At 74.0% G+C, this 25,235-nt stretch carries 22 protein-coding genes and 1 pseudogene; 12 read left to right on the forward strand and 11 right to left on the reverse strand.

Features of this window, described 5'->3' with window-relative positions; genetic code table 11:
• The first annotated feature begins 186 nt into the window (after positions 1–186).
• The 12 genes and pseudogenes from BLU82_RS15785 to BLU82_RS35985 all read left to right on the forward strand — a co-directional run bounded on the left by BLU82_RS15785 (position 187) and on the right by BLU82_RS35985 (position 12,677).
• The gene (locus BLU82_RS15785) at positions 187–1,659 is read left to right on the forward strand and encodes an ABC transporter substrate-binding protein (RefSeq protein WP_092622123.1); all 1,473 of its coding nucleotides are present in this window, start codon (positions 187–189) and stop codon (positions 1,657–1,659) included.
• 20 nt (positions 1,660–1,679) lie between these two features.
• Positions 1,680–2,618 carry a carbohydrate ABC transporter permease gene (locus tag BLU82_RS15790; RefSeq protein WP_092622125.1) on the forward strand — a complete coding sequence of 313 codons (939 nt, stop codon included), beginning with the start codon at positions 1,680–1,682 and terminating at the stop codon, positions 2,616–2,618.
• Positions 2,615–3,454 (forward strand): carbohydrate ABC transporter permease, encoded by an 840-nt coding sequence (locus BLU82_RS15795; protein ID WP_092622127.1) that lies wholly within the window; start codon positions 2,615–2,617, stop codon positions 3,452–3,454. Before BLU82_RS15790 ends, BLU82_RS15795 begins: the two co-directional genes overlap by 4 nt.
• Before the next feature lie 21 nt (positions 3,455–3,475).
• Positions 3,476–4,249 carry an enoyl-CoA hydratase/isomerase family protein gene (locus BLU82_RS15800; protein WP_092622129.1) on the forward strand — a complete coding sequence of 258 codons (774 nt, stop codon included), beginning with the start codon at positions 3,476–3,478 and terminating at the stop codon, positions 4,247–4,249.
• A 4-nt stretch (positions 4,250–4,253) separates the two neighbouring features.
• Positions 4,254–5,441 (forward strand): CaiB/BaiF CoA-transferase family protein, encoded by a 1,188-nt coding sequence (locus BLU82_RS15805; RefSeq protein ID WP_092622131.1) that lies wholly within the window; start codon positions 4,254–4,256, stop codon positions 5,439–5,441.
• Positions 5,438–5,872, forward strand: coding sequence for a MaoC/PaaZ C-terminal domain-containing protein (locus BLU82_RS15810; protein ID WP_092622133.1), 435 nt, complete (start codon positions 5,438–5,440; stop codon positions 5,870–5,872). Before BLU82_RS15805 ends, BLU82_RS15810 begins: the two co-directional genes overlap by 4 nt.
• Positions 5,872–7,026 (forward strand): acyl-CoA dehydrogenase family protein, encoded by a 1,155-nt coding sequence (locus BLU82_RS15815; RefSeq protein WP_092622135.1) that lies wholly within the window; start codon positions 5,872–5,874, stop codon positions 7,024–7,026. Before BLU82_RS15810 ends, BLU82_RS15815 begins: the two co-directional genes overlap by 1 nt.
• Entirely contained in the window at positions 7,023–7,772 is a 750-nt protein-coding gene (locus BLU82_RS15820; RefSeq protein ID WP_092622137.1) for an SDR family NAD(P)-dependent oxidoreductase, read from the forward strand. The genes BLU82_RS15815 and BLU82_RS15820 overlap by 4 nt, the downstream gene beginning before the upstream one ends.
• A complete protein-coding gene (locus BLU82_RS15825; RefSeq protein ID WP_092622139.1) occupies positions 7,769–9,289 on the forward strand; it encodes an acyl CoA:acetate/3-ketoacid CoA transferase in 1,521 nt (506 codons plus the stop codon). Before BLU82_RS15820 ends, BLU82_RS15825 begins: the two co-directional genes overlap by 4 nt.
• Before the next feature lie 9 nt (positions 9,290–9,298).
• Positions 9,299–10,330 carry a LacI family DNA-binding transcriptional regulator gene (locus BLU82_RS15830; RefSeq protein WP_157741032.1) on the forward strand — a complete coding sequence of 344 codons (1,032 nt, stop codon included), beginning with the start codon at positions 9,299–9,301 and terminating at the stop codon, positions 10,328–10,330.
• Positions 10,331–10,419: 89 nt separating this feature from the next.
• On the forward strand, positions 10,420–11,742 hold the full coding sequence (locus BLU82_RS15835) for an NAD(P)/FAD-dependent oxidoreductase (RefSeq protein ID WP_092622143.1): 1,323 nt from the start codon (positions 10,420–10,422) through the stop codon (positions 11,740–11,742).
• 393 nt (positions 11,743–12,135) lie between these two features.
• Positions 12,136–12,677: pseudogene (locus BLU82_RS35985) on the forward strand (GNAT family N-acetyltransferase).
• Positions 12,678–12,752: 75 nt separating this feature from the next.
• Here BLU82_RS35985 and BLU82_RS15845 read toward each other — a convergent pair.
• The 11 genes from BLU82_RS15845 to BLU82_RS35140 all read right to left on the reverse strand — a co-directional run bounded on the left by BLU82_RS15845 (position 12,753) and on the right by BLU82_RS35140 (position 25,208).
• A complete protein-coding gene (locus tag BLU82_RS15845; protein ID WP_092622145.1) occupies positions 12,753–14,033 on the reverse strand; it encodes an NAD(P)/FAD-dependent oxidoreductase in 1,281 nt (426 codons plus the stop codon).
• On the reverse strand, positions 14,030–15,898 hold the full coding sequence (locus BLU82_RS15850) for a glycoside hydrolase family 15 protein (protein WP_092622147.1): 1,869 nt from the start codon (positions 15,896–15,898) through the stop codon (positions 14,030–14,032). The genes BLU82_RS15845 and BLU82_RS15850 overlap by 4 nt, the downstream gene beginning before the upstream one ends.
• Positions 15,895–16,239 carry a hypothetical protein gene (locus BLU82_RS15855; protein ID WP_092622149.1) on the reverse strand — a complete coding sequence of 115 codons (345 nt, stop codon included), beginning with the start codon at positions 16,237–16,239 and terminating at the stop codon, positions 15,895–15,897. Before BLU82_RS15855 ends, BLU82_RS15850 begins: the two co-directional genes overlap by 4 nt.
• Entirely contained in the window at positions 16,236–16,751 is a 516-nt protein-coding gene (locus BLU82_RS15860; RefSeq protein ID WP_197682976.1) for a hypothetical protein, read from the reverse strand. Before BLU82_RS15860 ends, BLU82_RS15855 begins: the two co-directional genes overlap by 4 nt.
• Before the next feature lie 9 nt (positions 16,752–16,760).
• Positions 16,761–19,334, reverse strand: coding sequence for a LuxR C-terminal-related transcriptional regulator (locus BLU82_RS15865; RefSeq protein ID WP_157741034.1), 2,574 nt, complete (start codon positions 19,332–19,334; stop codon positions 16,761–16,763).
• Positions 19,335–19,406: 72 nt separating this feature from the next.
• On the reverse strand, positions 19,407–20,204 hold the full coding sequence (locus tag BLU82_RS15870) for a hypothetical protein (RefSeq protein ID WP_092622153.1): 798 nt from the start codon (positions 20,202–20,204) through the stop codon (positions 19,407–19,409).
• Positions 20,201–21,037, reverse strand: a complete 837-nt coding sequence (locus BLU82_RS15875; protein ID WP_092622154.1) for a DUF4239 domain-containing protein — start codon at positions 21,035–21,037, stop codon at positions 20,201–20,203. The genes BLU82_RS15870 and BLU82_RS15875 overlap by 4 nt, the downstream gene beginning before the upstream one ends.
• A gap of 13 nt (positions 21,038–21,050) precedes the next feature.
• Positions 21,051–21,485: a hypothetical protein gene (locus BLU82_RS15880; RefSeq protein ID WP_092622155.1), complete on the reverse strand. Its 435-nt coding sequence runs from the start codon at positions 21,483–21,485 to the stop codon at positions 21,051–21,053.
• 53 nt (positions 21,486–21,538) lie between these two features.
• The gene (locus tag BLU82_RS15885) at positions 21,539–22,864 is read right to left on the reverse strand and encodes a nitrous oxide reductase family maturation protein NosD (RefSeq protein WP_197682977.1); all 1,326 of its coding nucleotides are present in this window, start codon (positions 22,862–22,864) and stop codon (positions 21,539–21,541) included.
• Between the two features lie 56 nt (positions 22,865–22,920).
• Positions 22,921–23,625 (reverse strand): response regulator, encoded by a 705-nt coding sequence (locus BLU82_RS35135; protein WP_197682978.1) that lies wholly within the window; start codon positions 23,623–23,625, stop codon positions 22,921–22,923.
• The gene (locus BLU82_RS35140) at positions 23,622–25,208 is read right to left on the reverse strand and encodes a sensor histidine kinase (protein ID WP_197682979.1); all 1,587 of its coding nucleotides are present in this window, start codon (positions 25,206–25,208) and stop codon (positions 23,622–23,624) included. The genes BLU82_RS35135 and BLU82_RS35140 overlap by 4 nt, the downstream gene beginning before the upstream one ends.
• Positions 25,209–25,235: the final 27 nt, after the last annotated feature.

Below are 25,235 nucleotides of genomic sequence, written 5' to 3' on the forward strand. Positions count from 1 at the left end.
AGGACGCCACCGAACCGCCAGCCATCCGGCGAGCGCCGCCCGAGCGAGACGGGAAAGCGCTCGCCGCCCTGACCTGGGTATGACGCGACGAGGTGTTGACAGGACGGAAACCGGTGTCCATCATCTCCGGATACCGGTTTCCATCCGTCTCCAGCCACACCGCAACATGTCGCCAAGGGAGGCCACATGCGCGAGAAGGGCCGACGCACCACCCGGGCCACGGCCCGAGCCAGCACCCGCGCCATCAAGCGGGCCCGAGCCCGCGAACGAACCCCCGCCCCGTCCCCGGCCAGGACCCGGGCCCGCACCGCGGCCGCTGCCGTCGCGGCGTCGACGCTGGCGCTGGCGCTCGTCCTGGCCGGCTGCGGCGGCGACTCCACCGCGGCCGACGGCCGGGTCGAGATCACCGTCTGGCACACCGAGTCGACGCCGACGACGGTGGCGGCGCTGGACGAGATCATCGCCGACTACGAGGCCGCGAACCCGGGCGTCACCGTCAACCAGGAGTCGGTCGGCTGGGGCGACCTGCAGGTGAAGTTCCAGGCGGCGCTGGCCGCCGGCGACCTGCCGGAGATCACCCAGGTCGAGCCGATGTTCGTCCGCACGCTCTACTCGCAGGACCTGCTGGTGCCGCTGGACGACGTGGTCGACTCGCTCGGCGACGACTACCTGCCGCAACTGCGCGACATGTTCGCGCTGCCCGACGGCCACGACTACGGGGTGGTGCACGCGTGGGGCACCGACTCCGTCGTCTACCGCGCCGACCTGTACGCGAACGCGCCCGGCGCCGGCACGCCCGAGGACCTGAAGACCTGGGACGACTCGGTCGAGCAGTGGAAGGCCGTGTCGGAGGCGAACGACGACGCGTACGGGCTGATGCTGGCCGGCGACGCCGCGCACAACGTGAACGAGGAGGTGTACCTCTGGCTCGGCTCCAACGGCGGGCACCTGTTCGACGAGAACGGGCACGTCACCATCGACACGCCGCAGATGCGTGAGGTGCTGGAGTACTGGGTCGAGCTGCGCGACAGCGGGGCGCTCTCGCCGGCGTGGTCGTCGCAGACCTACGCGGACAGCCTCAGCTCGCTGGCGCTGGGCGAGGCGGCCACGATCTTCTCCTTCGGCCGTGCCACGTACACGTTCGAGGACCAGGCACCCGAGCTCGTGCCGGGCGAGGACATCAAGGTCGCGCCGAACCGGCCGGTCGGGCCGTCCGGCGACGACTGGATCACCCAGCTCGACGCGGAGCCGTGGGTGGTCTTCAAGGACTCCCCCGACGCCGAGGCGGCCGCGGACTTCCTGGAGTTCTTCTTCGAGCGGCAGAACTACCTGCGCTGGATCGGCAGCGTCCCCACCCAGCTGCTGCCGGTGCGCGCGTCGACGTTCGACGACGCCGACTACCGGGCGCTGCCGGAGGTCCGGACGTGGGAGTTCTGGATCGACCAGCAGCGCCAGATGCTCGAGTCCGGCCAGGCCTACCCGCTCATGGTGACGCAGTGGTCGGACCTGGAACTGCCGTACGTGAGCGACCTCTACGGCTCGGAGATCCTCGTCGACATGGTCATGGACGTCGTCGAGAACGGCAAGGACATCGACGAGGCGATGGACGACGCCCAGGCCCGGGCCGACGAGCTGCTCTCCCCGCTCTACGACGACTGACCAGCGCGAAGGGAACGACGATGTCTCTGACGCGAACGACGACGGCCGCGCCGCCCGGCGCCCGCACGGAAGGTCCACGCCCACGACGGCGCATGCCCGGCTGGTTCTGGGGCGCGCTGCTGCTGTCCCCCGCGTTCCTGCTGGTGGCCGGCGTCATCGCGACGCCGATCGCCTACCTGGTGCGGCTCAGTTTCACCGACGCGCACGCCTACCTGCCGAAGTTCGGCTCGGTCGGGTTCGACAACTACGTGGCGCTGCTGCGCGCGCCGCATTTCTGGGACAGCGTCCGCACGACGGTCTGGTACGCGGGCCTGACGGTGGGCCTGCAACTGGTGCTCGGCGTGCTCATCGCGCTGCTGCTGCACCAGCGCTTCCGCGGCCGCGGCGTCGTGCGGCTGGTCGCGCTGGCGCCGTACATGGTGCCGTCGATCGTGGTGGCGCTGGTGTTCCGCTGGCTGCTCGACCCCACGACGGGCGCCTATTCGTGGCTCGTCGACAAGGTCTGGCCCGGGTCGGAGCCGCCGAACCTGCTCAGCCCGAACCACATCTTCTGGTCGCTGGTCGCGGTGTCGGTGTGGATGTTCACCCCGTTCATCGTCATCAGCGTGCTGGCCCGGCTGCAGACGGTCGACCCGTCGGTCGTGGAGGCGGCGACGGTGGACGGCGCGGGCGCGTGGCGGCGGTTCTGGCACATCGTGCTGCCGGAGCTGAAGCCGGTGCTCTACACGCTGATCCTGCTGCGCTTCATGTTCATGTTCACCAAGTTCGACGTGGTGTACCTCTTCGCCGGGACGGGGACCGAAGTGCGCACGCTGCCCGTCCTCACTTTCCAGCGCATCTTCGGCGAGGCCCGGCTGGGTTCCGGCGCCGCCGTCGCGATGGTGCTGTTCGTGCTGCTGATGATCTTCACGACGGTCTACCTGCGCACGCTCTACCGCGAGCGGGAGGAGACGGCATGACCACCGCCCTGCACCGGCTGAGCCGGGTCCGCTGGTACCTCGTGATCGGCGTCGTCCTGCTGGTCGCGATCAACGGGTTCCCGTTCTACTGGATGGCGCTGACCTCGGTGAAGCCGGGGACGGAGCTGTTCTCGTACCCGCCGAAGTTCCTGACGACGGCGCCGGACCTCGGCGGCTTCCAGCGGCTGTTCGAGACCACGAACTTCCTGACGTACGCGAAGAACAGCCTGATCATCGCGACCGGCGCGACGGTGCTGTCGGTGGTGGTGTCGGCGCTGGCGGCGTACGGGCTGACGCGGTTCCCGTTCCCCGGCAGTCGCGCGTTCAGCACGGCGATCCTCTACGCGTACACGTTCGCGCCGATCGTCATCGTCGTGCCGCTGTACGGGATGTTCCGCGAGGCCGGGCTGATCAACAGCCACTTCGGCATGATCCTCGCTTACGCCTCGTTCGGCGTGCCGTTCAGCCTGTGGCTGCTGCAGCCGTTCTTCCGGGCGATCCCGGCGGAGCTGGAGGAGGCGGCGTTCGTCGACGGCGCCAACCGGGTGAAGAGCGCGTGGTACGTCGTGTTCCCGCAGGCGCTGCCCGGGCTGATCGCGGTGTCGGTGTTCACGTTCCTGCTGGCCTGGGAGGACTACCTGTTCGCCCGGGTGCTGATCACGCAGGACGACCTGAAGACGCTGCCGATCGCGCTGCACGACCTCTACAACGCCAGCCTGCAGGACTGGCCGCTGCTGATGGCGGCCGCCGTCCTCATCAACCTACCCGTCCTCATCGCGTTCCTGTTCGTCCAGAAGTACCTGGTCGCGGGCTGGGGCGCGGGAGCCATCAAGTAGATCGCAGCGGAGAGGGGACGCATGTACGTCGGTTACGAGGTCCGTGAGGGGACCGCCTGGATCCGGATCGAGCGCCCGGAGAAGCTCAACGCGCTCGACCTGTCCGGCTGGCACGCCATCACCGCGCACCTGGCGCGGGCGGCGGACGAGGCGCCCGGCCCGGTGGTGCTGACGGGGACGGGGCGGGCGTTCTGCGCCGGCGACGACATCGCCACCTTCCAGGAGCACGCCACCCCCGAGCAGGGCATGGACTTCTTCATCGGCGGGCTGTACGCGACCATCGAGGCGATCGTCACGCACCCGTACCCGGTGATCGCCGCGGTCAACGGCATCGCGTTCGGCGGCGGTTGCGAACTGGTGCTGGTCAGCGACCTCGCCATCGCCGCCGACGGCGCGACGTTCAGCCTGCCGGAGGGCCGCATCGGCGCCTGGCCGACGGTCGCCGTCGGGGTGGCGGCGCACGTCAGCGGGCGCAAGCTCGCGGGCGAGCTGTCCTACGAGATGCCGGTGCTGGACGCCACCGAGGCGCGGCGGTTCGGCCTGGTCAACCGGGTCGTCCCGGCGGACGGGCTGGAGGACGAGGTGCGCGCCACCGTCGCGCGCATCGGGGCCGCGTCGCCGCACGCGCTGCGTCAGACCAAGCGGTTCCTCACCGAGGAGCTGATCAGCGCCGGGCTGCCGAAGGTGCGCCGGGCGCTGACGGCGCTGGTCGAGGAGACGCTGCCCACGCACGACCTCCAGGAGGGCACCGCCGCCTTCCTGGAGAAGCGCGCGCCGGTCTTCGACGGGAAGTGAGCCCATGACGACCCTCCCCCTGGACGGCGTCCGCGTCCTCGACTTCGCCCACATGATGCAGGGCCCGTGGGCCGCCGAGATGCTCGGCGACCTCGGCGCCGACGTGATCAAGGTCGAGGTCGTGGGCACCGGCGAACGCGGCCGGCAGTCCGGCACCACGTTCCTCAACGGCGTCAGCGCGCAGTTCCTCGCGATGAACCGCAACAAGCGCTCGCTCGCCGTCGACCTCAAGCACCCGGACGGGCTGCGCGTCGCCGAGGCGCTGGTCGGCACCGCCGACGTGCTGATCCAGAACTTCCGGCCGGGCGTCATGGAGCGGCTCGGCCTCGGCTGGTCCCGCGCAAGGGAGCTCAACCCCCGCCTGGTGTACTGCACGGCCAGCGGGTACGGCGCCGGCGTGCCGGACCCGCGCAAGCCCGGCCAGGACCTGCTCGCCCAAGCCCGTACCGGCGCGCTCTGGCTGACCGGCACCGCCGACGACGCGCCCACTCCGGCCGGCCCGTTCGTCGCCGACGTCCACGCGGCGACGATGCTGGCCCTCGGCGCGACGGCGGCGCTGCTGGAACGCGCCCGGACCGGCCGCGGCCGCCTCGTCGAGGTCGACCTCGTCGGCGCGATGCTGCACCAGACCGTCCAGGAGGTGGTGTCGACGCTGAACTCCGGCGAGCCGCCGCGCCGCCCGGCCGCGGTGCCGGGCAGCGCGTTTCTCGAGGCGCCCTACGGCGTGCACGCGGCCGCCGACGGCTACGTCGCGATCTCGCTGACGACGATGGAGGCGCTGGCCGCGGGCCTCGGCGCGCCCGAGATCCTCGAGAAGTTCCCGGACAAGCAGGCCGCGACGGACCGCCGCGACGAGCTGAACGCGCTGGTCGGCGCCCTGGTCGCTACGCGGCCGGCGCAGGAGGTGCTGGACGCGCTGGACGCGGCCGGCGTCTGGTGCGCGCCGGTCAACGACCACCGGGCGATGACCACCGACCCGTACGTGCGCTGGGACCGGCGCCGGCTCGAGGTCGAGCACCCGGTCGCCGGCACGATCGAGCTGGCCGGCAATCCGATCACGCTGGACGGCGAGCAGCTGCCGGCCCGGCGGCCCGCTCCGCTGCTCGGCGAGCACACCGCCGAGCTGCTGGCCGAGTTGGGCCTGGACGCCGGCGCGCTGGTCGCCGGCGGTGTCGTGGAGGTGCCCCGATGACCGTCCCGTGGCTGCCGCCGGTCGGCGCGAGCAGCGTCTTCCGCAAGACCGTCACCGAGTCCGACGTCGGCCTGTTCGCCGGCATCACCGGCGACTTCGCGCCGCAGCACGTCGACGACGAGTACATGCGCTCGCGGCCGCAGGGCCGCCGCATCGCGCACGGCGTGCTGACGCTGGGGCTGACGTCGACGGCGTCGGCCCGGCTGTGCGAGGCGCACGGCGTGACGGCGGTGTCGTACGGCTACGACCGGGTCCGCTTCCTCCGTCCCGTCTACCTGGGCGAGACCGTCACCGTCGACTACGTGATCGAGCGCGTCGACGAGGCCGCCCGCAAGGCGTTCGCGGCGATGACCGCGACCGCCCAGGACGGCGAGCGCTGCCTCGTCGGCACCCACGTCCTCTACTGCTACCCGCCGGAAGGAGCCGCGTGATGCTGGCCGAGGTCGATCGGTTCGTCGAGACGCGGGTCGCGCCGGCCGCCCGGGCCATCGACGCCGAGGCCGCGTTCTTCCCGGACCTGCTCGCCGACGCCGCGGCGCTGGGGCTGCAGGGCCTCGTCCACTCCCCCGGCGGCGGGCTGGAGGTGGAGCGCATGGACCTCGCCCGCGAGGTGACCGAGCGCATCGCGGCGGCCAGCCCGGCGGTCGCGCTCGGCGTCGCGGGGGCGCGGCTGTCGGCGTACCTGCTGGCCAAGTACGCGCCGCCGCATCTGCGCGAACGCTGGGTGGCGCCGATCCTGGCGGCGCGGGCGTATGGGTCGTTCGCGATCACCGAGCCCGAGGCCGGCACCGACATCCGCGCGCTCACCACCGTCGCGGTCCCCGACGGCGAGCACTACCGGCTCACCGGGCACAAGTGCTGGGTCGGGTTCGCGCCGGTCGCCGACGTCGCGATCGTGCTGGCCAAGGTCGGCGGCACCGAGCGGGAGGCGCCGATGGCCGCGCTGGTCGTCGACATGGCCTCCGCCGGCGCCTCCGGGCGGCCCGGCCCGGAGCTGTCCGGGTTCCGCGGCATGCCCAACGGCGAGCTGCGGTTCGACGGCGTCATAGTGCCGCGCGGCGACCGGCTCGACGTCGAGGGGTTCGCCGGGATGATGGACGGCCTCAACATGGCCCGCATCGACGCCGCCGCGTACGCGTGCGGGCTGCTGCGCGCGTCGCTGCTGGCCAGCCTGGCGCGGGCGAACGCGCGGCAGGCGTTCGGGCGGCCGATCGGTGACCTGCAGGTCGTCCAGCGCAAGCTCGGCCGCATGGCCGCCGACTACCGCGCGGCGCGCGAGCTGACCCGGCGCGCCGCCGAGTCGTTCGCCCGCGGTGGCGGCGGCGACCAGGACGTCGTCTCGATGGCCAAGATGTTCGCCTCCGACGCCGCCCGGCGGCACACCGACGAGGCGATGCAGCTGCACGGCGCACTCGGCGTCGTCGTCGACGAGGAGGTCAACCGCATGCACCGCGACGCCAAGGTGACGCAGATCTTCGACGGCACCAGCGAGATCCACGAGACCATGCTCGGGCGGCGGGCGCTGCGGATGCTGGCCCGCGGCGAACCGCTCACCGCGTTCCTGGACGGCGAGGCGGTCGCATGAGCGGGCCACTGACCGGCGAGGTCGCGCTGGTGACGGGAGCGACCGGCGCGCTGGGCGCGGCGATCTGCCGCGACCTCGCCCGGGCCGGCGCCGACGTCGCCGTCCACCACCTCGACGAGCCGGACGCCGCCCGCGCGCTGGCGGACGAGCTGGCGGCGTTCGGGGTCCGGACGACAACGGTGGCGGCGGATGTGACGTCGTGGGACCAGACCGGCGCGGCGGTGTCGGCCGTCGGGCACGCGCTCGGCACCATCACCGTCCTGGTGAACAACGCCGGGTTCATGGAGCCGGTGCGCATCGTCGACTCGTCGCTGGCGGACTGGCGGCGCACGCTGGGCGTCGACCTCGACGGCGTCTTCGTCGTCACCCGGCACGTGCTGCCCGGCATGCTGGAGACGCACGGCCGCATCGTCAACGTGTCGTCGCAGCTGGCCTTCAAGGGCGCCGTCGACTACGTCGCGTACGCCACCGCGAAGGCCGGCGTTCTCGGCTTCACCAAGGCGCTGGCCAGGGAGGTCGGGCCGCGAGTGCGTGTCAACGCCATCGCGCCGGGGCCGATCGACACCCCGATGGTGCGCCCGTACGCGACGCCGGAGTGGGTCGAGGCTCGCACGCGCGACTCCGTCACCGCCCGGCTCGGGACGCCGGAGGAGGTCGGGCCGGCGGTCGTGTTCCTGGCCGGGCCGGGCGCGGAGCTGATGCACGGGCAGACGCTGCACCTCAACGGCGGCGGGGTGATGGCGTGAGCGTCCGGTTCCTGACGGCGGAGGCGGCGGCCGAGCTCGTCCAGGACGGGCAGACGCTGGCGGTCGGCGGGTCCGGCGGCGGGCTGCTGGAACCGGACGCGCTGCTGGCCGCGCTCGGACGGCGGTTCCGCGAGACCGGGACGCCGCGCGGGCTGGACCTCGTCCACACCACCGGCATCGGCGACCGCGAGGGCGGCGGGATGGACCACCTCGCCCAGCGCGGGCTGGTGCGCTCCGTCGTCGCCGGGAACTGGGGTATGGCACCGGCGATGAGCGCGATGGCCGTCGCCGGCGAGTTCGAGGCGTACAACTTCCCGCAGGGCGTCATGAGCCAGCTGTTCCGCGAGATCGCCGCGGGCCGGCCCGGCGTCGTCACGCACGTCGGGCTGGGCACGTTCTGCGACCCGCGGGTCGAGGCCGGCCGGCTCAACGACGTCAGCCCGCAGACCCGGGTCGAGGTGGTCGAGCTGGCCGGGCGGGAGTGGCTGTTCTACCCCGCGTTCGACCTCGACGTGTGCTTCATCCGCGGCACCACCGCCGACGAGCGCGGCAACCTGTCCTTCGAGCAGGAGGGCGCGCGGCTGGAGATGCTGGCCATCGCGCAGGCCACCCGCAACCGCGGCGGACTGGTGATCGCGCAGGTCAAGCGGGTGGCGAAGGCCGGGACGCTGGACCCGCGGCTGGTCGTCGTCCCCGGCATCTGCGTCGACGTCGTCGTCCACCACCCCGCCCAGAAGCAGGTGGTGACGCACGAGTACGAGCCGGCGTTCTCCGGCGAGCTGCGCGCCGCCGCGTCGGCGCTGCCGCCGTTCCCGCTGGACGCGCGGAAGGTGGTGGCGCGGCGGGCGCTGTCGGAGGTCGTGCCGGGCGACGTCGTCAACCTCGGGGTCGGGATCGCCGACGGCATCGCGTCGGTGGCCGCCGAGGAGGGCCGGCTGGACGAGTTCACGACGACGATCGAGCAGGGCGCCGTGGGCGGCATCCCGGCGCGCGGCGTCATCTTCGGCGTCGCGACGAACCCGGAGGCGATTTTGGACCAGGCGGCCCAGTTCGACTTCTACGACGGTGGCGGGCTGGACATCGCGTTCCTCGGGTTCGCGCAGGTCGACGCGCAGGGGAACGTCAACGTGTCCAAGTTCGGGTCGCGGGTCGTCGGGACCGGCGGGTTCGTCGACATCAGCCAGAACGCCGGCACCGTCGTGTTCTGCGGGACGTTCACCGCCGGCGGCCTGGACGTCCGGGTCGGCGGCGGTGAGCTGCGGGTGCGGGCCGAGGGCGCGCACGCGAAGTTCGTCCCCGCCGTCGGGCAGGTGACGTTCAGCGCACGCGAGTCGGTGGCCCGCGGGCAGCGGGTCCGCTACGTCACCGAGCGGGCCGTGTTCGACCTGACGGCACGCGGGCTGCGGCTGCTGGAGGTGGCGCCCGGGGTGGACGTGCGCCGCGACGTCCTCGACCTGATCCCGTTCGACGTGCTCGTCGAGGACGTCCGGACGATGGACCCCGGGTACTTTCAGTAGGTGCAGACGATGGAGCCCGGGGACGGTCACCACAAGCGGCCGACCATCACGGACGTCGCCGAGCGGGCGGGCGTCACGAAGGCGACCGTCTCGAAGTACCTCAACCGGGCGCACGGCTATGCCATGGCGGCGGCGACGCGCGAGCGGATCCGCGCGGCCATCCAGGAGCTCGACTTCCAGCCCAGCCCGCTGGCCCGCGGCCTCTCCCGCAGCGCGACGTCGACCATCGGGCTGGTGGTGGCCGACATCCGCAGCCAGTTCTACCCCGACCTCGTCGCCAGCATCCAGACCGCGGCCGAGGCGGCCGGCTATACCCTCGTCCTCGGCAGCTCCGGCGACGACCCAGGCCGCGAGCTCGACATCATCCGCTCCATGGCGCACCGCCGCGTCGACGGCGTCGTGCTCGTCGCCGTCCGGTCCGAGAGCGACCACATCGACTACCTGCGCCGGCGCGGCATCCAGATCGTGCTGGCCAGCCGCGACCTCCCCGAGCTCGTCGCCGACACCGTCGTCGTCGACAGCCTGGCCGGCGGGCGTGCGGCCACACGGCACCTGCGCTCGCTCGGCCACCGGCGGCTCGCGCACGTCGCCGGCGAGGCCACCGTCAAGCCGTTCGCCGACCGCGCCCGCGGCTTCGCGCTGGAGACCGCCGACCTCCCGGACCTCCCCGTCGAGGTCGCGACGTCCACCATCGAGGGCGGCCGGGCGGCGGCACGTGCCCTGCTCGATGTCGCCTCGCCGCCCACGGGCATCTTCTTCGCCAGCGACACCATGGCCCTCGGCGGCCTCATGGCCTGCGCCGACCTCGGCCTGCGCGTCCCGGACGACGTCTCCGTGGCCGGCTTCGACAACGTGACGGTGGGCCAGCTGCCCGGCATCGGCCTCACCACCGTCGACTCCGACGCCGCCCGGGTCGGCGAGCGGGCCACCGAGCTGCTGCTCGAGCGCATCCTCGCCCCCGCCGGCGCCGCCACCGACCCCGTCCTCGTCACCCGCCCCGCCGAGCTCGTCGTCCGCACCTCCACCGCCCCGCCGCGCTGAGCCTGTTCCGCCCATCACATCGGGGTCCGAAACTGTCACGAAACCACCCCCCTGCTCCGTCGTCCAGATGAGAGCACGAGGAGGCAGCGATGCGCAGGATCCTGATCGTCGGCGGCGGGTACGCCGGGTTCTACACCGCGTGGCGGCTGGAGAAGAAGCTCCGCCCGCACGAGGCGGACGTCACGCTCGTCGACCCGCGGCCGTACATGACCTACCAGCCGTTCCTGCCCGAGGTGACCGCCGGATCGGTCGAGGCCAGGCACGTCGCGGTGTCGCTGCGGCGGCACCTGCGCCGCACCCGCCTGATCGCCGGCAGCGTCGTCGACATCGACCACGCCCACCGGACGGCGACCGTCGAGACGGCGGCCGGGCCGGTGCGGAAGCTGGACTACGACGTCGTCGTGGTGACGGCGGGCGCCGTCACGCGGACGTTCCCGATCCCGGGCGTCGCCGACGAGGCGATCGGCCTCAAGCACGTCGAGGAGGCGGTCGCGATCCGCGACCGGCTGCTGACGGCGTTCGAGCGGGCCGCCGCGCTGCCTCCGGGCCCGGAACGGCGCAAGCTGCTGACGGTGACGGTGGTCGGCGGCGGCTTCACCGGCGTCGAGGGGTTCGGCGAGCTGCTGTCGCTGGGCACCGCGCTGCTGAAGCACTACCCGGAGCTCGACGCCGGCGACCTCGCGTTCCACCTGGTCGAGGTACGCGACCGCATCCTGCCGGAGGTCACCGACAAGCCCGGCGCCTGGGTCGTCCGGCACCTGGAGAAGCGCGGCGGGCACGTCCACCTGGGCACCAAGCTGGTGTCGGCGCGCGACGGGCACATCGTGCTGTCGGACGGCTCGGAGTACGACAACGAGCTGCTGATCTGGACCGCCGGCAACCAGAGCAACCCGGTCGTCGCGCGGCACACGGACCTGCCGGTGGACGAGCAGGGGCTGTTCCGGGTCCGCGCCGACCTGCGCATCGGCACCGACGACGCGCCGGTGCCGGACGCCTGGGCGGCCGGCGACAACGCGGCCGTCCCGGACCTGACGTCGGACCTGCCCGGCGCGCACGTCGTGCCCAACGCGCAGAACGCCGTGCGCCAGGGCAAGCGGCTGGCCAAGAACATCGTCGCCGACCTGCGCGGACGCCGGACCAAGCCGTACGTGCACCACAGCCTCGGCACCATCGCCACGCTCGGCCTGGGCCAGGGCATCTTCCAGTACCGCCGCATCGTCATCACCGGGCTGCTGGCCTGGCTGATGCACCGCGGCTACCACGTGCTGGCGGTGCCGACGTGGGAGCGCAAGGTCCGCGTCTTCCTCGTCTGGGCGGCGGCGCTGTTCTACGGCCGCGACGTCGTGTCGCTGCAGTCGGTGCAGCACCCGCGCGACGCCTTCGTGGCGGCGACGCGCGACCGCGACCGGTAGGAGGTCATCCGGAACGGACGAGGCACCGGCCCTGGCACCGCGAGAAGGTGGAGGCAGGGCGCCCGCGGCCGGTGTCGGATTCGCCGGGACTCCCGCCTCGCACGCGATGCCGGGTCGGTGCCGTGCACCGACCCGGCATCGCGTCGGGCACCGCCGACCTGCGACGCGATCTCGGCGGCGCGATCATGCAGTCGATCCTCGACGCCCTGCTCACCGCCGGCTACGCCTCCGCCGTCTCGGCCGCGATCGCCGCCGCGCCGAACCGGGTCGGCGCTGGTCCACCTGCTGTACCCGGCCAAGGAGGACGAGGTCCGGCTGCTGACCGAGTGCCACGCCGCCGACACCCGCGTCGTCGACCCGTGATCGCGCGGTGTGTCCGGTAGGTTGCCCGCCGTGAGCCAGGCCGAACCCGCCAGCTGGCCACCCGCCCCCATCAGGACCGCGCGACTCCTGCTCCGCGAGCCGGAGGGGCGGGACCGCCCGGCGATCATCGAGCTCTTCACCTCGCCCGAGGTGGGCACGTACATCGGCGGCCCTCGGCCGCGGGACGAGTTCGAGCGGGCGCTGCCCGAGGAGCCCGATCGGCGACCTGGCCTCTTCGTCGTCGATCTCGACGGAGTCGTGATCGGCATCGTCACGATCGAACGCGCGGCGGGGAGAGTCTCCCGCGGCAGGTCGCCGGACAGGTCGAGCTCGGCTACCTGTTCCTGCCCGCGGCGTGGGGACACGGATACGCCGCCGAGGCGTGCGCGGCGGCGCTCGACCGGTTCGCCGGCGCACATCCCGGCGAGCCGGTGGTGCTGTCCACCCAGACCGCCAACGACCGCTCGATGCGCCTGGCGGCGAGGCTGGGCTTCACGGAGGTGGAGCGGTACGAGGCGTACGGCGCCGAGCAGTGGTGTGGCGTGTGGTTCCCGGCCCGGTCGTCCGGCTGAGCCGCCGGCGCGAGGACGCGGCCGGCGCCGGATCCCACGATGATGACGTCGTACTCGTCGGCCATGACGGCCCTCTCAGTCCAGCGCGATGTGCGGCCGGTCCGCTTCGTCGTCACCCCAGGCGATGCGCTGCGGCGTCGACGAGGTCTCGATGGTGGCTGTGCGGTCGCGGTCGAAGTAGTCCCAGGCCCACGTCACGAACGCGTCGGTCTGGCTGTGCACGCCGCTCATCAGCATCATGTGCACGCCGAGCCACGCCGCGAACGCGACCGGTCCCTCGACCTGGTGGCGGTGCCGCCCGACCTCGGCGACGGCGGCGTTGCGGCCGATCATCGCCATGATGCCCTTGTCCTTGTAGCGGAACGGGCGGCCCGGCTCGCGCCGCAGGTCGCGCAGGATGTTCTCCGCGGCCCACTTCCCGGACTGCTGCGCGACGGAGCCCAGCTGCGGCCACGTCCCCGACTCCCCCGACGGGATGTTCGCGGCGTCGCCGACGGCGTAGGCGTCCGGGTAGCCCGCCAGGGTGAGGTCCGGCCGGACGTCGAGGCGCGCGCCGCGGCCCGGCTCCGGCCCAGCGCTCGCGGCGACGGACGAGCCCAGCTCGCCGCCGCCCCACACCACCGTCCGGGCCGGGATGCTGCCGCCGTCGTCGAGCTCGACGCGGTCCGGGTGGACGGCCGCGACGCCGGTGCACAGCCGCACCTCGGCGCCCGCCTCCCGCAGCTTGCGGGCGGTGTACTCCTGCGCGTGCGCGGAGAACTCGCCGAGCAGCGCGTCGCCGCGGTCGACGATGGTGATACGGCCGGGCCGGCCCAGCCGCCCGGACGCGTGCAGGGCACCCAGCAGCTCGGCGAGGGCGCCGGTGGTCTCGACGCCGGTCGGTCCGCCGCCGACGACCACGACGTCGAGGGTTCCGGGCGCCGCGTCGCGCAGCAAGTCCTGCAGGTGCCGCCGCAGCCGCTCCGCGTCGGCGACGGAGTACAGCGGGAACGCGTGCTCGGCGCCCGGGACGCCGAAGAAGTTCGGCCGGGCGCCCGCGGCCACGACGACGTGCGACCCGGTGAGGGTCCGGCCGTCGGTCAGGACGAGGCCGTGGTCGGCCAGCCACACCTCGGCGACCTCCGCGGTCACGACGTCGACCGTCGCGTGCTCCCGGAAGATGGCCCGGTGCGGCCGGGCGACGTCCTCGGCCGGCAGCTGCGAGCTGGCCACCTGGTACAACAGCGGCTGGAACTGGTGGTAGTCGTTGCGGTCGACCAGCGTCACGCCGACGCCGTCCTCGGCCAGCCGGCGGGCACAGGCGACGCCGGCCAGCCCGCCGCCGAGGACGAGCACGCGGTCCGCGCTCCCGCTCACAGCGACAGCTCCGCGAGCCGCTCGTGCAGGACGAGCCGGCCGGCGGCCTGGATCAGCGCGAGGTGCGAGAACGCCTGCGGGGTGTTGCCGAGATGACGGGCCCGGTCCACGTCGAACTCCTCCGCGTACAGGCCGAGCGGCGAGGCGACCGCGAGCAGCCGCTCCATCAGGGCGGTCGCCCGCTCCATCTCGCCCACGGCCGCGAGGGCGGACACCAGCCAGAACGAGCAGATGAGGAAGGTCCCCTCCTTGCCGGCCAGGCCGTCGTCGGTCTCGTCGGTGCGGTAGCGCAGCACGAAGCCGTTCTCGGTGAGCTCCTCGTCGATGGCGTCGATGGTGGCCCGGATCCGCTCGTCGTCGTCGGGCAGGAACCCGAACAGCGGCGCGAGCAGGGTCGACGCGTCCAGGGCGTCGGTGTCGTAGTGCTGGCGCAGCACGCCGCGGTCGCTGACGCCGTGCTCGAGGATGTCCTGACGGATCTCCTCGGCCGCCGCGGCCCACGCCTGCTGCCGCTCGGGGTCGTCGCGGATCGCGGCCAGCTGGGCGGCGCGGTCCAGCGCGACCCAGCACATGAGCTTGGACGACACGTAGTGCTGCGGCTTGCCGCGGGCCTCCCAGATGCCCTGGTCCGGGTCGCGCCAGACCGCGGCGGCCGCCTCCGCCTGCGTCTTCACCAGCGGCCACAGCCGCCGCGGCAGGTGCCGGCTGCGGCGGGTGTGCAGCAGCAGCGCGTCGAGGACCGCGCCGTACACGTCGTTCTGACGCTGGTCGAACGCGCCGTTGCCGATCCGCACCGGCCGCGCGCCCTCGTAGCCGGACAGCTCGTCGCGCGTGGACTCGGTGAGGTCGCGCCGGCCGTCGACGCCGTACATGATCTGCAGGCTGCCGTCCTCCCGCGGCTCGACGTCCGCGACGAACTGCATGAACTCCTCGGCCTCCCAGTCCAGGTTGAGGAAGTGCAGCGCCTGCAGGGTGAACGTGGTGTCGCGCATCCACGTGTAGCGGTAGTCCCAGTTGCGCTCGCCGCCCGGCGTCTCCGGCAGCGACGTCGTCAGCGCGGCCACCGTCGCGCCGGTCGGCATGTAGGTCAGGCCCTTGATGGTCAGGGCGGACCGTTCGATGGGATGGCGCAGCGGGTGGTCGGGGATGCGGGCCCGGGCCAGCCAGTCGCGCCAGAAGCCGATGGTTCGGCCGACCCGTTCCCACGCGTCGTCGACGTCGTCCGGCACCGTCAGGTCGTGGTTCCACGACAGCGCGCAGTACGCCCGCTCGCCCTTCCGCAGCACGTGCCGGGCGCGCGCGGAGCCGCCCTCGATGCCGATCGACAGGTCGGTGTTGAGCCGGACGGTCCGCCCGTCGCCGGTGGCGTCGGCCGTGTGCGCGCCGTCGTCGGCGCCGGTCACCGTCCACGTGGCGGGTTCGCGGCCGTAGTCGAAGGCCGCCTCGCAGACCGCCTCGATCTCGACCTCGCCGTCCAGGCACTCGGCGGTGCGCACCAGCAGGTGCTCCGCGTCGTCGTCGGTGGGCGGGCGGGTGTGCGGGGTGACGCGGTCGGTGCCCTGGCGCGGGCCCATGATGAGCGCATCGTGGATCCGCACCCACCCGCCGGTGGTGTGCCATGTCGTCTCCAGCACGTTCGTGCCGGGGACGTAGTGCCGCGACGTCGGGACGTTGATGCCGTACGGGCCCCAGCGGAACGACCCGGCGCCGCGGTCGAGCAGGTTGCCGAAGACGCTCGGCGCGTCGAACGCCGGCAGGCACAGCCAGTCGACCGAGCCGTCCGGGGCGACCAGTGCCCCGGTATGGCAGTCGGACAGGAACGCGTAATCCGCGATGGGCGGGAACGGCGAGTTCGACAGGCTCATGAGCCCTCCTCGGGTAGAAGTCCGCGCTGGTCCAGGACGTAGAGGACGACCAAGCCGGGCACCACGACGACCGCGGCGAGCCCGACGACGACCAGAACGGTGATCAGGGTGGCGTCGGGCGCGGCGGCCAGGTACGCCAGGGCCGCGACCGCCGGCACGCCGCCGAACACGAACGTCGGGTTGGCCCAGCTGGCCACGGGATCGCCGGGCCGCCCACCCGCCGGCACCCGGCCCGACGCGATGCCGAGGGCCGCGATGGCCAGCGGCCGGGCGCCGCGTTCGGCGCCGCCGGCGTACGCCACGATCCCGGCCATCGGCACGATGGCGACCGCCGTACTCACGGCGCCGGCTCCCGCTCGGCCGGCGCGCGCGGGCCGTAGGGCACGCCGGACGCGGCGGCGGCGCGCAGGAACCACCTGCTCTGCGGCATCCGGCGGCGGATCGCCCAGACGATGCCGTACCAGACGGAGAGCAGGAACAGCAGCGTCCCGAGCCCGACCATGATCTCCCAGGACAGGTGCACGATGTTGACCTGCCGGGTGCCCACCACCAGCTGCACGGCCGTCAAGGCGGCGATGATCAGGTGGGCGGCCTGCAGCGGCATCGCGTCGTTGAAGATCACCTTCCATGGGTCGACGTCGACGATGTTCCCTCGCTGTCGAGCGTGAAGCCGCCCGGCGCGTTCATCCAGGCGTTGGCGGCGACGACGGAGGCGCTGCCGAGGATGCCGGCCAGAGGCCCACGACACCCCGAGCGGCACCAGGATGATGTGGAAGCCGAGCGTGAAGGCCAGCTGGCCGCGTGCCCACGGCACGGGGTCGACGGCGGCCAGCGTGGCGAGTCCGGAACCCATGGCAGCGCCTCAGACCAGGCCCAGCTGACGGGCCCGGCGGACAGCCTCGTTGCGCCGGGTCGCGGACAGCTTGTGCAGGATCCCGCGCACGTGCGTGCGCACGGTGTTGACGGAGATGTACATCGCCGCCGCGACCTCCTCGGTCGTGAGCAGCGACGACAGGTGCCGCAGGACCTCCAGTTCGCGGTCGGTCAGCGCGCGGGCCACAGGCAGGAGGCCGGCCGGCGGCTCGTCCGGACGGCCCGGCGGCGGGCTCGGCGCCTGGCTCGGTGCCGGGCGCAGCCAGTCCGCGCGCGCCGGCACCGCCGCGTCGGACCGGATCAGCCGCCGGACCCGCGGCGAGAGGTGGGCGAACGGGCGGCGCAGGCCCTCGCGCCGGGCCAGCGCCAGCGCGCGGACGACGTCGGACCGCGCGGTTCCGGCGGCGCCCCGGCCGAGCTGGCCGTGCGCGTGCCGCAGCAGTTGCTCCACCCGGGCGGCGTCCGGCTCGATCCCGGCCGGGCGCGGTGCGGTGGCGGCCGTCTCGGCCTCGATCAGCGCCCGCACCCACGGCGGACCGGCGCCGGCGGCGCCCGCGAGCCGCCGCGCGCCTTCGGTGTCGCCGTGGTCGCGGCGCAGGCGGACCTGCAGCAGTGTCGCGACCGACGACAGCAGCCCGTCGGCGCGGCACTCCGGCACTCGGAGGGCCCGGCGCAGCCAGTGTTCGGCGGCGGTCAGGTCCTGCCGCTGCGACGCCACCCAGGCGCGCGCCAGGTGGGCGGCGGCGGGCCGGTCCGCGGCGGGGACGGAGCACGCGGCGGCCAGTTCGTCGGCCGCGCCGGCGAGGTCCGCGACCCGCGACAGCGCTCCCCGGCCGGCCTCGGCCAGCGCCAGCGTCCCCAGGCCGCGCAGCCGGATCGCCGCGGCGGCGCCGTCGCCCGGGCCGACGTCACCCGGGCCGCCGCGGTCGCCGTCGTCCGCGCTCGCGGCGAGCGCGGCGGTCAGGTGGGTGCGGGCGCCGGCCGGGTGGCCGGCCCGCAGCCGCGCGGTGCCGGCGGCGAGCAGCGCCAGCGCCCGCAGCTCGTCGCTCCGGCCGGCGCGCGCGGTGGCCGGCGAGCCGAGCGCGTCCAGCAGGTGTCCCGCGGCCGCGAGCGTCGCGTCCGCGTCACCCACCGTGTCGGACAGCATGGTGCGGGTGACGGCGACGGCCAGGGCCCGCCCGGTGCCGGCCGTGGCCAGGTGCTCCTCGCACCGGGACAACTCCCGCGCGGCCCGGCTCGCGTCACCGCGCCGGACGGCGAGCGCGGCCCGCAATACCGCGACGGCCGGGGCGTCCAGGTCGTCGGGCAGCCACTCCAGCCTCCGGGACAGCTCCGGCGGCGCGCCGGGCACCAGCAGCGGGGCCAGCGCCGCATCGTCGACGACGAGCGCCGCGGCGCCGGCCCAGTCCTCCGCGGCCGCCAGTTGCTCCACCGCCTCGGCGAGGCGGCCCGCACCGGCGAACCAGTAGGCGGCCCGGCGACGCAGCTCGGCGGCCGCCGCGGGGCTCTCGTCGGCCAGCACCGTGCCCAGCAGGGCGCGGACCAGCGGGTGTGTCCGGTAGCTGCCGGCCGCGCCGGGCACCGGCAGGACGAAGGCGTTGCCGCGGGCGAGCTCGGACAGCAGCCGGTCGCTGTCGCCGCGCCCGGTCAGCTCGCGGGCCAGGCCGGGCGGCAGCTCGGCCGCGACGCTGACGCGGGCCAGGAACTCCAGGTGGTCCGGCGGCAGCGCCTCGAGCACCTCCGCCGCCAGGTACTCGGCCAGCGCCGAACCGGCCGGCACGAGCTCACTGCGGGCGACGTCGGCCGCGGCGCCGGCGGGCCGCTGCTGCGCCGCGAGCGCCAGGAACCGGACACCGGCCGCCCAGCCCTCGGTGCGTTCGGCGACGATCCGGGTCAGCTCCTGGGTGCGCACGCCGTGCAGGTCGAGCAGCGCGCCGACCTCGGCCGGGGTGAAGGCGAGGTCGTCGTAGCGGACCTCGGTGACCGTCCCGTCCAAGAGGTAGCGGTGCAGCGGCAGCACCGGCTCCGCCCGTGTGACCAGGACCAGCCGGAACCGCGGCGCGGCGGCCCGCAGCAGCTGGTCCAGTTGACGGCCGGCGCGGCGGTCGGTGAGGCGTTCGGCCTGGTCGAGCACGAGCGCCACCGGCGCGTCGTGCGCGAGCAGCCCCGCGGCGAGCCGGTCGACCGGCGACGGGCCGGCGTCGTCCCCGCCGTCGACCCGCACGCCCGCCCGGGCCAGGGCGGCGACCACGTCCGGCCAGAACGCGCCGGGCCGTTCGTCGGCCTCGGCCAGCGTCAGCCACGCGGGCGGGCCGGCCAGCGCGGCCGCCGACGCGGACCGGGCCGCCCAGGTCGCGGCGGCCACCGTCTTCCCCGCCCCCGCGGGCGCGCGGACCAGCGTGAGCGGCGTGCCGCGGACCCCGTCCCCGATCGCGTCGGCGACGCGGTGCCGCTCGACGACCGGGAACGCGTGCGGCGGCGGACTCAGGCGCGTGACCGGCGGCAGCGCCCGGCCGTCGTCCACGCGCGCGCCCTCGGTCGTTCTGGCAGCGTGCCCCGTCACGATGCCTCACCCCCGTGCCACTCTCAGCGCCGAGCCTGCGGGCGGCATCACCCGGAACGGGTTAGAGCGCTCTCATCTGCCCATGAAAAGGCCGCTGTCGAGGTCGCTGACGACCGCGTCGATGGCGTCTCCGTCGACGGTGATCGGGCCGCGCCACGGCGCGCTGAGCGCGAACAGCAGCGCGAGGCTGAGCCCCACCACCCCAGCCAGGCCGACGACCAGCAACGAGATCCGCGTACCGCCGCGCACGGCCAGCGCGCTCGCGTTGGCGATCAGAGCGACCCCGCTGGCCACCAGCGTGCCCACGTAGAGCGCCGGGATCTCGTGGCCGGCGGCGACGACGCGGGCCCGCCGCGTGCTCGTCACCGCGTCCACCGAGGTGAGCAGCTCGGTCGAGGCCGGGGTGCCGATCTGCGGCCAGCGGGCCGCCTGCGTGCGGACCGCCCGCTCCAGCAGCGCGATCGACCGCTCGGTGCGGGCGTCCTCGCCGCTGGCGGCGGCCGCGCCGCTCCACTCGTGGGCGCGGGTCGTCACCAGGTACTCGCGCAGTGCGGCGTGGACGGGTTCCGCGTCGACGCCCGGGTTGGTGGCGGCCCAGGCCAGCCGGGCCGCGGCGGCCCCCTCGTCGCTGACGTAGCCCTCCGCCGCCCGCAGGTAGCCGGCCTCACTGGACAGCGTCAGCGCGGTGAGGATCGCGAACGCCGCGCCCAGCGCCGGCATCAGCGGCGCGGCGATCTGCTGCACGCGATCCCGCCCGGACTCCGGCACCAGCGCCCGCACGGCCACCGTCGACGCGACGACGACCAGCAGCGCCAGCGCCAGGCAGCCCACCACGAGCACACCGGACGGCAGCGAGCTGAGCCGGCTCATCCGCCGGCCGCCAGCGCGACACCGCGCTCGTCACAGGGCGGCGGCTCGTCGTCGCCGGCCAGTGCCATCTCCTCGTCGATGACCTGCAGCGCCCGCTCCATCGCCACCGGCTGCAGCCCGCCGATTCCCGGGTGGAACGGGTCGTCGAGCGCCTGCACGAGCAGCAGCAGCGCCGTGATGACGGAGACGACCGTGCCCATGAGCAGTGCCTGCACCTGGATCGCCTCGCCGCTGTCGGCGAAGAACAGCATGTACACGAAGATCAGCACCGAGGCGAAGACCAGCACGATCCACAGGGGCGCCGGGATGACGCCGACCGCGCCGTGGATGCGGTCGTTGCGCGCCGCCTCCCGCGCCGACGTCTGGCTGAGCCAGGCGTCGAACGCCGATTCCTGCACCGCGGTCTCCGGCTGGACCGTCCGGATGGTGCCGAACAGCTGCGCGCCCCACGGGTTGAGCTCCTCGCCGAGGGTGCCGGCGTACATCCGCTCCCACTGCACGCCCGCGACCGACCGCGCGTAGCAGACCAGCTCTCCGGTGAGCTCCGCGGCGACGGGCTCCGGCAGCAGCCGCGCCGTCTCGACCTGCTGCGCGACCAGCAGGGCCTCGTCCTCGGCGCCGGCCCGCGCCGCGTCGTAGCTGGTGAAGGAGAGGAAGACGACGAACCCGAGCAGCACCGCGAACCCCGTGGCCAGCACGCCGAACACCCCGGCGGCGCGGTCGCCGTCGTGGAAGTAGCCGCCGTCGGGCGCCCGCCGCCGGACCAGCAGCATGGCGGCGATCGCCACCGACGTCACCACGGCGACGATCACCGCGCCGACGACGATGTTCATCGGCGCCGAGCGGTCAGGTGCCGGCGGTGATGTCGCGGCCGTGGATCGTCAGCGACCAGATGACGGCGACGGACGCGGCGACGATGAGGATCGCCCACAGCGGGTAGTACGGCAGCCACGCGAACGCCGCCACCATGCTGATCGCCGCGAACACGACGCCGACGGCGCGCGCCGCGACCGACCCGGTGATCAGGGCGGCGCCCGCGATCACCAGCACGATGCCCAGGATGAGGTTGATCCAGCCCCAGGTGGTCGCGTCGAAGTCGAAGACCCACTCCTGCACCCTGGTGAAGAAGTCGTCGTCGAACAGCGCGACCAGCCCGGCGATCGCGTGCCACGTGCCGACCATCGCCATCATGACGGCGGCGAACACGGTCCATCCGACGGCCCACGCGGACGGCTCGCGCCGGCGTGGTCCTGCGCCTGTCGGCGTCTCGATGTCGGTCATGCCCCGACGCTCCCGCGCCGGATGTCCGTTCGCCTCACCCCTGGCGGGTGAGCTCAGAGCGCGGAGCGGTCCGCGAGCAGCGCCGCGTCGGGTACGGGCAGGGCGTCGGTCGCGGGCCGCTCCGGCGTGGATGGCAGCGGGTCCGGGACGGCGGTGAGGTCGCCCTCGAGGTCCGGTTGCGGCCCGGGCGGCGTCACGTCCAGGAAGGGCACGCCGGGCGGGGCCGCGGGCAGGTCACCGAGCGCCGCACCGGAGATGGCCGGCGTCCCGGCCGGGCAGACCGCCGCCGCCAGGGCGTCGGGCAGCACCGACGCGGACCCGTTGCCGTCCAGGCAGGTGCCGGTCGACGGCGCGCGGTCGGTGGAGACGTCGGCGATGTCGACGCGGTTGGCGGCGAAGGCGTTGGCGACGAACCGGTTGTCCAGCGACGGCACGTCCTCGGCGCTGGAGATGAGGGTGCCGGCGGTGGTGTTGCCGCCGATGAGGTTGCGCTCGATGACGTTCTGCTGGCCGCCGGCGATACCGATGCCGATGCCGAACCCGCCCTCGGCCTGCGCCGGCGAGTCGGCCTGGACGTTGTCGGTGATGACGTTGCCGACGACGAGGTTGTCGCGCTGCGGGACGAACGCCTCCTGGTAGTCCGACGTCAGCGTCAGCCCGACCCGGTTGCCGGCGAACCGGTTCCCGGTGATCAGCACGCCGCCGGAGGCGTTGGCGTTCTCGAACCCGACGGCGTTGCGCTCGGCCACGTTCCCGCTGACGACGGCGTCGCAGTCCTCGCACTGGCCCAGGTAGAACCCGGAGTCGGCGCCGCCGGAGGCGTAGCTGTCGACGATGGCGCCGTGCTGGGAGTGGAACGCGTAGATGCCGTACAGGCCGTTGTTCGTCGAGGTCACGTTGCGCACCTCGTAGCGCTGCAGCAGCTCCGCCTCGGGCGCCTCGCTGCTGTAGCCGCCGCCGGGCACGTTGCCGGAGGCGTCGTGGACGCCGGAGATCAGCACGCCGGCCAGGGTGTGCCGCGTCGCGGTGAGGTTCTGCACGCGGACGCCGTCGGCGATGCCGAGGATCCCGATGGCCCGCTCCCCCTCGCCGTCGACGACGACGCCGTTGCGGTCCAGGCCGCGGACGGTGACGTCGGGCTTGTCGACGACGACCGCCTCCGGGTACGTCCCGGCCTCGACCAGCACCAGGCCGCCCGGCCCGACCGCGGCCACCGCCTCGGTGATCGTCGCCGCGTCGGCCGGCACCCGCACCACCTCGGCGCCGCCGGCGGACGGGCTCGCGTCGGGCGAACCGCCGTCGGAGTCGTCGGACGAGGAACAGCCGGCGGCGACGAGGGCGACGACGAGCAGGGCCGCGTGGCGCAGACGTGGTCTCACCGCCGCACGGTAACCGGGCCGCCGGGGCGCGTGCGGCGCATTCGGCGGAAATGTGATCAGTGCGGCATCCAGCGGTACCCGTGCTCCGGCCGGCCCGCCGACCCGTACCGCGGCGCCACCGTCGCGCGCCCCGTCGCCGCCAGGTACTCCAGGTAGCGACGCGCGCTGATGCGCGACAGCCCCACCCGCTCGGCCAGCTCGGACGCGGACAGGTCGCCGTCGGCGCCGGCCAGCTCGGCCGACACGAGGTCCAGGGTGCGTTCGGACAGCCCTTTCGGCAGCTTGACGGCGCCCGCGCCGGCCGCGGGGGTGCGCAGCAGCTCGTCGACCTGGCCCTGGTCCAGCCGCCCGCCGGCGGCCCGGGCCGCGGTGCGGCGCAGCTGCTCGCGGCGGGCCAGGTAGGTGTTCATCCGCTCGGCGAACACGTCCAGCGTGAACGGCTTCACCAGGTAGTCGACGACGCCGCCGGCCATCGCGGCGCGGACGGTGGCCAGCTCGCGCGCCGCGGTGATCGCGATGACGTCGACCTGCGGCGCGGACCGCGCCCGCAGCCGGTTGAGGAACTCGATGCCGGAGATGTCCGGCAGGTAGATGTCGAGCAGGATCAGCTCCGGCTCCAGCTCCTCGACGGCGCGCAGAGCGTCGGCGCCGAGGTGCACCTCGCCGACGACGGCGAAACCGGGCACCGCCTCGACGAAACCGCGGTGGATGGCGGCAACGGCGAAGTCGTCGTCGACGACGAGGGTGCGGACGTCGCTCACGGGCGAACACCCGCCGGGACCCGCGCGGGCAGCACGACCTCGAACTCCGCTCCCCCGCTGGCGGAGTCGCGCACCGTCACCCGGCCGCCGCGGCGCTGCACGATGCGGTGCACCAGCGCCAGCCCGATGCCGCGCCCGGCGCCCTGCGACGCGGCCTTCGAGGTGAAGCCGGCGGAGAAGATCAGCCTGCGCTGGTCGACCGGCACGCCCGGGCCGTCGTCGGCCACCAGCACGCGCACCTCGCCGCCGTCGGACTGGTCGATGCGGACGTCGACGGTGCCGCCGTGGCCGGTCGCGTCGGCGGCGTTGTCGACCAGGTTGCCGAGGATCGTCACCAGCTCGTCGCCGTCGTCGTCCAGCCGCGACTCCGGGTCGACCCGCAGGGTGAGGCCGCGTTCGCGGCAGGTCGCGGCCTTCGCCAGCAGCAGCGCCGACACCGCGGGCGCCGTCACGCCGTCGGCGACGGTGCGGGTGACGGTCCCGCCGCGCCCGACCCGGTCGATGAACGACACGGCGTCGTCGGTGCGGCCCAGCTCCAGCAGCCCGGACACCACGTGCAGGTGGTTGGAGAACTCGTGCGCCTGCGCGCGCAGCGCCTCGGTCAGCGACCGCGCGCCCTCCAGCTCGCGCAGCGCGTCGTGCAGCTCGGTGCGGTCGCGCAGCGTCAGGACGACACCGACGGAGCGGCCGTCCGACGTCGCGGACCGCCGGTTGACGACCAGGATGCGCACCCCGGCCAGCACCAGCCGGTCGGTGACATCGGCGTCGTCGGTCGCGACGGCGGCCAGCGTCGGCTCCAGCACCTCGGCCGCGGGCCGCCCGGTGAGCTCGCCGCCGTCGCCGTCGAGGTCGAGCAGCCGCCGCGCCTCGTCGTTGACCAGCGCGATGCGCCCGGCGTCGTCCAGCGCGACGACGCCCTCGCGGATGCCGTGCAGCATGGCGTCGCGGGTCTCCAGCAGCGTCGCGATCTCGTCCGGCTCCAGCTTGAAGATGCGCCGCCTGACGACGTGCGTCACCCAGGTCGCGCCCAGCGTCCCGAGCACCGCGGCGGCGGCCAGCCAGGCCAGCAGCGTCGGGATGTCCTCGAGAAGGTCGTCCTGCAGCTCCGACTCCAGCGTGCCCACCGACACCGTGCCGATGACGGTCCCGGCGGCGTCGAACACCGGCACCTTCACCCGCCACGAGCGGCCCAGCGTGCCGGTCTGCGTGCCGACGTACACCTCGCCGGACAGCGGGATGCTCGGGTCGGTGGAGACCGGCTCGCCGATGCGGTCCGGGTCGGGGTGCGAGTAGCGGATGCCGGACTCGTCGGTCACCACGACGTACGTGACGTTCGAGGCCTCGCGGATCAGCTCGGCCAGCGGCTGGATGGTCGACGACGGGTCCGGGTCGTCGAACGCGTCGAGCACCGACGGCAGTCCGGCGACGCTGTCGGCGACGGCGATCATGCGGTCCTGGTAGCTGTCGCGGATCTGCTCGGCCTGCAGCCACGCGGCCAGCCCGCCCGCGGAGACGACCGTGACGAGCACGATCGCCAGCTGCAGCGCGAGCAGTTGCACCCGCAACGAGACCGACCTGAGCATGCGCATCAGTGTGCACCGAGCGGCGCC

Source organism: Jiangella sp. DSM 45060, assembly GCF_900105175.1.
Classification (GTDB): Bacteria; Actinomycetota; Actinomycetes; order Jiangellales; family Jiangellaceae; genus Jiangella.

What these genes read in the sequence shown, in the direction of transcription:
- BLU82_RS15850 (WP_092622147.1), bottom strand. Translation starts at nt 15,898, where the DNA reads ATGAGCCTGTCGAACTCGCCGTTCCCGCCCATCGCGGATTACGCGTTC.
- BLU82_RS15815 (WP_092622135.1), top strand. Translation starts at nt 5,872, where the DNA reads ATGCTGGCCGAGGTCGATCGGTTCGTCGAGACGCGGGTCGCGCCGGCC.
- BLU82_RS15800 (WP_092622129.1), top strand. Translation starts at nt 3,476, where the DNA reads ATGTACGTCGGTTACGAGGTCCGTGAGGGGACCGCCTGGATCCGGATC.
- BLU82_RS15870 (WP_092622153.1), bottom strand. Translation starts at nt 20,204, where the DNA reads ATGAGCCGGCTCAGCTCGCTGCCGTCCGGTGTGCTCGTGGTGGGCTGC.
- BLU82_RS35140 (WP_197682979.1), bottom strand. Translation starts at nt 25,208, where the DNA reads ATGCTCAGGTCGGTCTCGTTGCGGGTGCAACTGCTCGCGCTGCAGCTG.
- BLU82_RS15820 (WP_092622137.1), top strand. Translation starts at nt 7,023, where the DNA reads ATGAGCGGGCCACTGACCGGCGAGGTCGCGCTGGTGACGGGAGCGACC.
- BLU82_RS15835 (WP_092622143.1), top strand. Translation starts at nt 10,420, where the DNA reads ATGCGCAGGATCCTGATCGTCGGCGGCGGGTACGCCGGGTTCTACACC.
- BLU82_RS15830 (WP_157741032.1), top strand. Translation starts at nt 9,299, where the DNA reads ATGGAGCCCGGGGACGGTCACCACAAGCGGCCGACCATCACGGACGTC.
- BLU82_RS15805 (WP_092622131.1), top strand. Translation starts at nt 4,254, where the DNA reads ATGACGACCCTCCCCCTGGACGGCGTCCGCGTCCTCGACTTCGCCCAC.
- BLU82_RS15810 (WP_092622133.1), top strand. Translation starts at nt 5,438, where the DNA reads ATGACCGTCCCGTGGCTGCCGCCGGTCGGCGCGAGCAGCGTCTTCCGC.
- BLU82_RS15795 (WP_092622127.1), top strand. Translation starts at nt 2,615, where the DNA reads ATGACCACCGCCCTGCACCGGCTGAGCCGGGTCCGCTGGTACCTCGTG.
- BLU82_RS15880 (WP_092622155.1), bottom strand. Translation starts at nt 21,485, where the DNA reads ATGACCGACATCGAGACGCCGACAGGCGCAGGACCACGCCGGCGCGAG.
- BLU82_RS15875 (WP_092622154.1), bottom strand. Translation starts at nt 21,037, where the DNA reads ATGAACATCGTCGTCGGCGCGGTGATCGTCGCCGTGGTGACGTCGGTG.
- BLU82_RS15790 (WP_092622125.1), top strand. Translation starts at nt 1,680, where the DNA reads ATGTCTCTGACGCGAACGACGACGGCCGCGCCGCCCGGCGCCCGCACG.
- BLU82_RS15860 (WP_197682976.1), bottom strand. Translation starts at nt 16,751, where the DNA reads ATGGGTTCCGGACTCGCCACGCTGGCCGCCGTCGACCCCGTGCCGTGG.
- BLU82_RS15785 (WP_092622123.1), top strand. Translation starts at nt 187, where the DNA reads ATGCGCGAGAAGGGCCGACGCACCACCCGGGCCACGGCCCGAGCCAGC.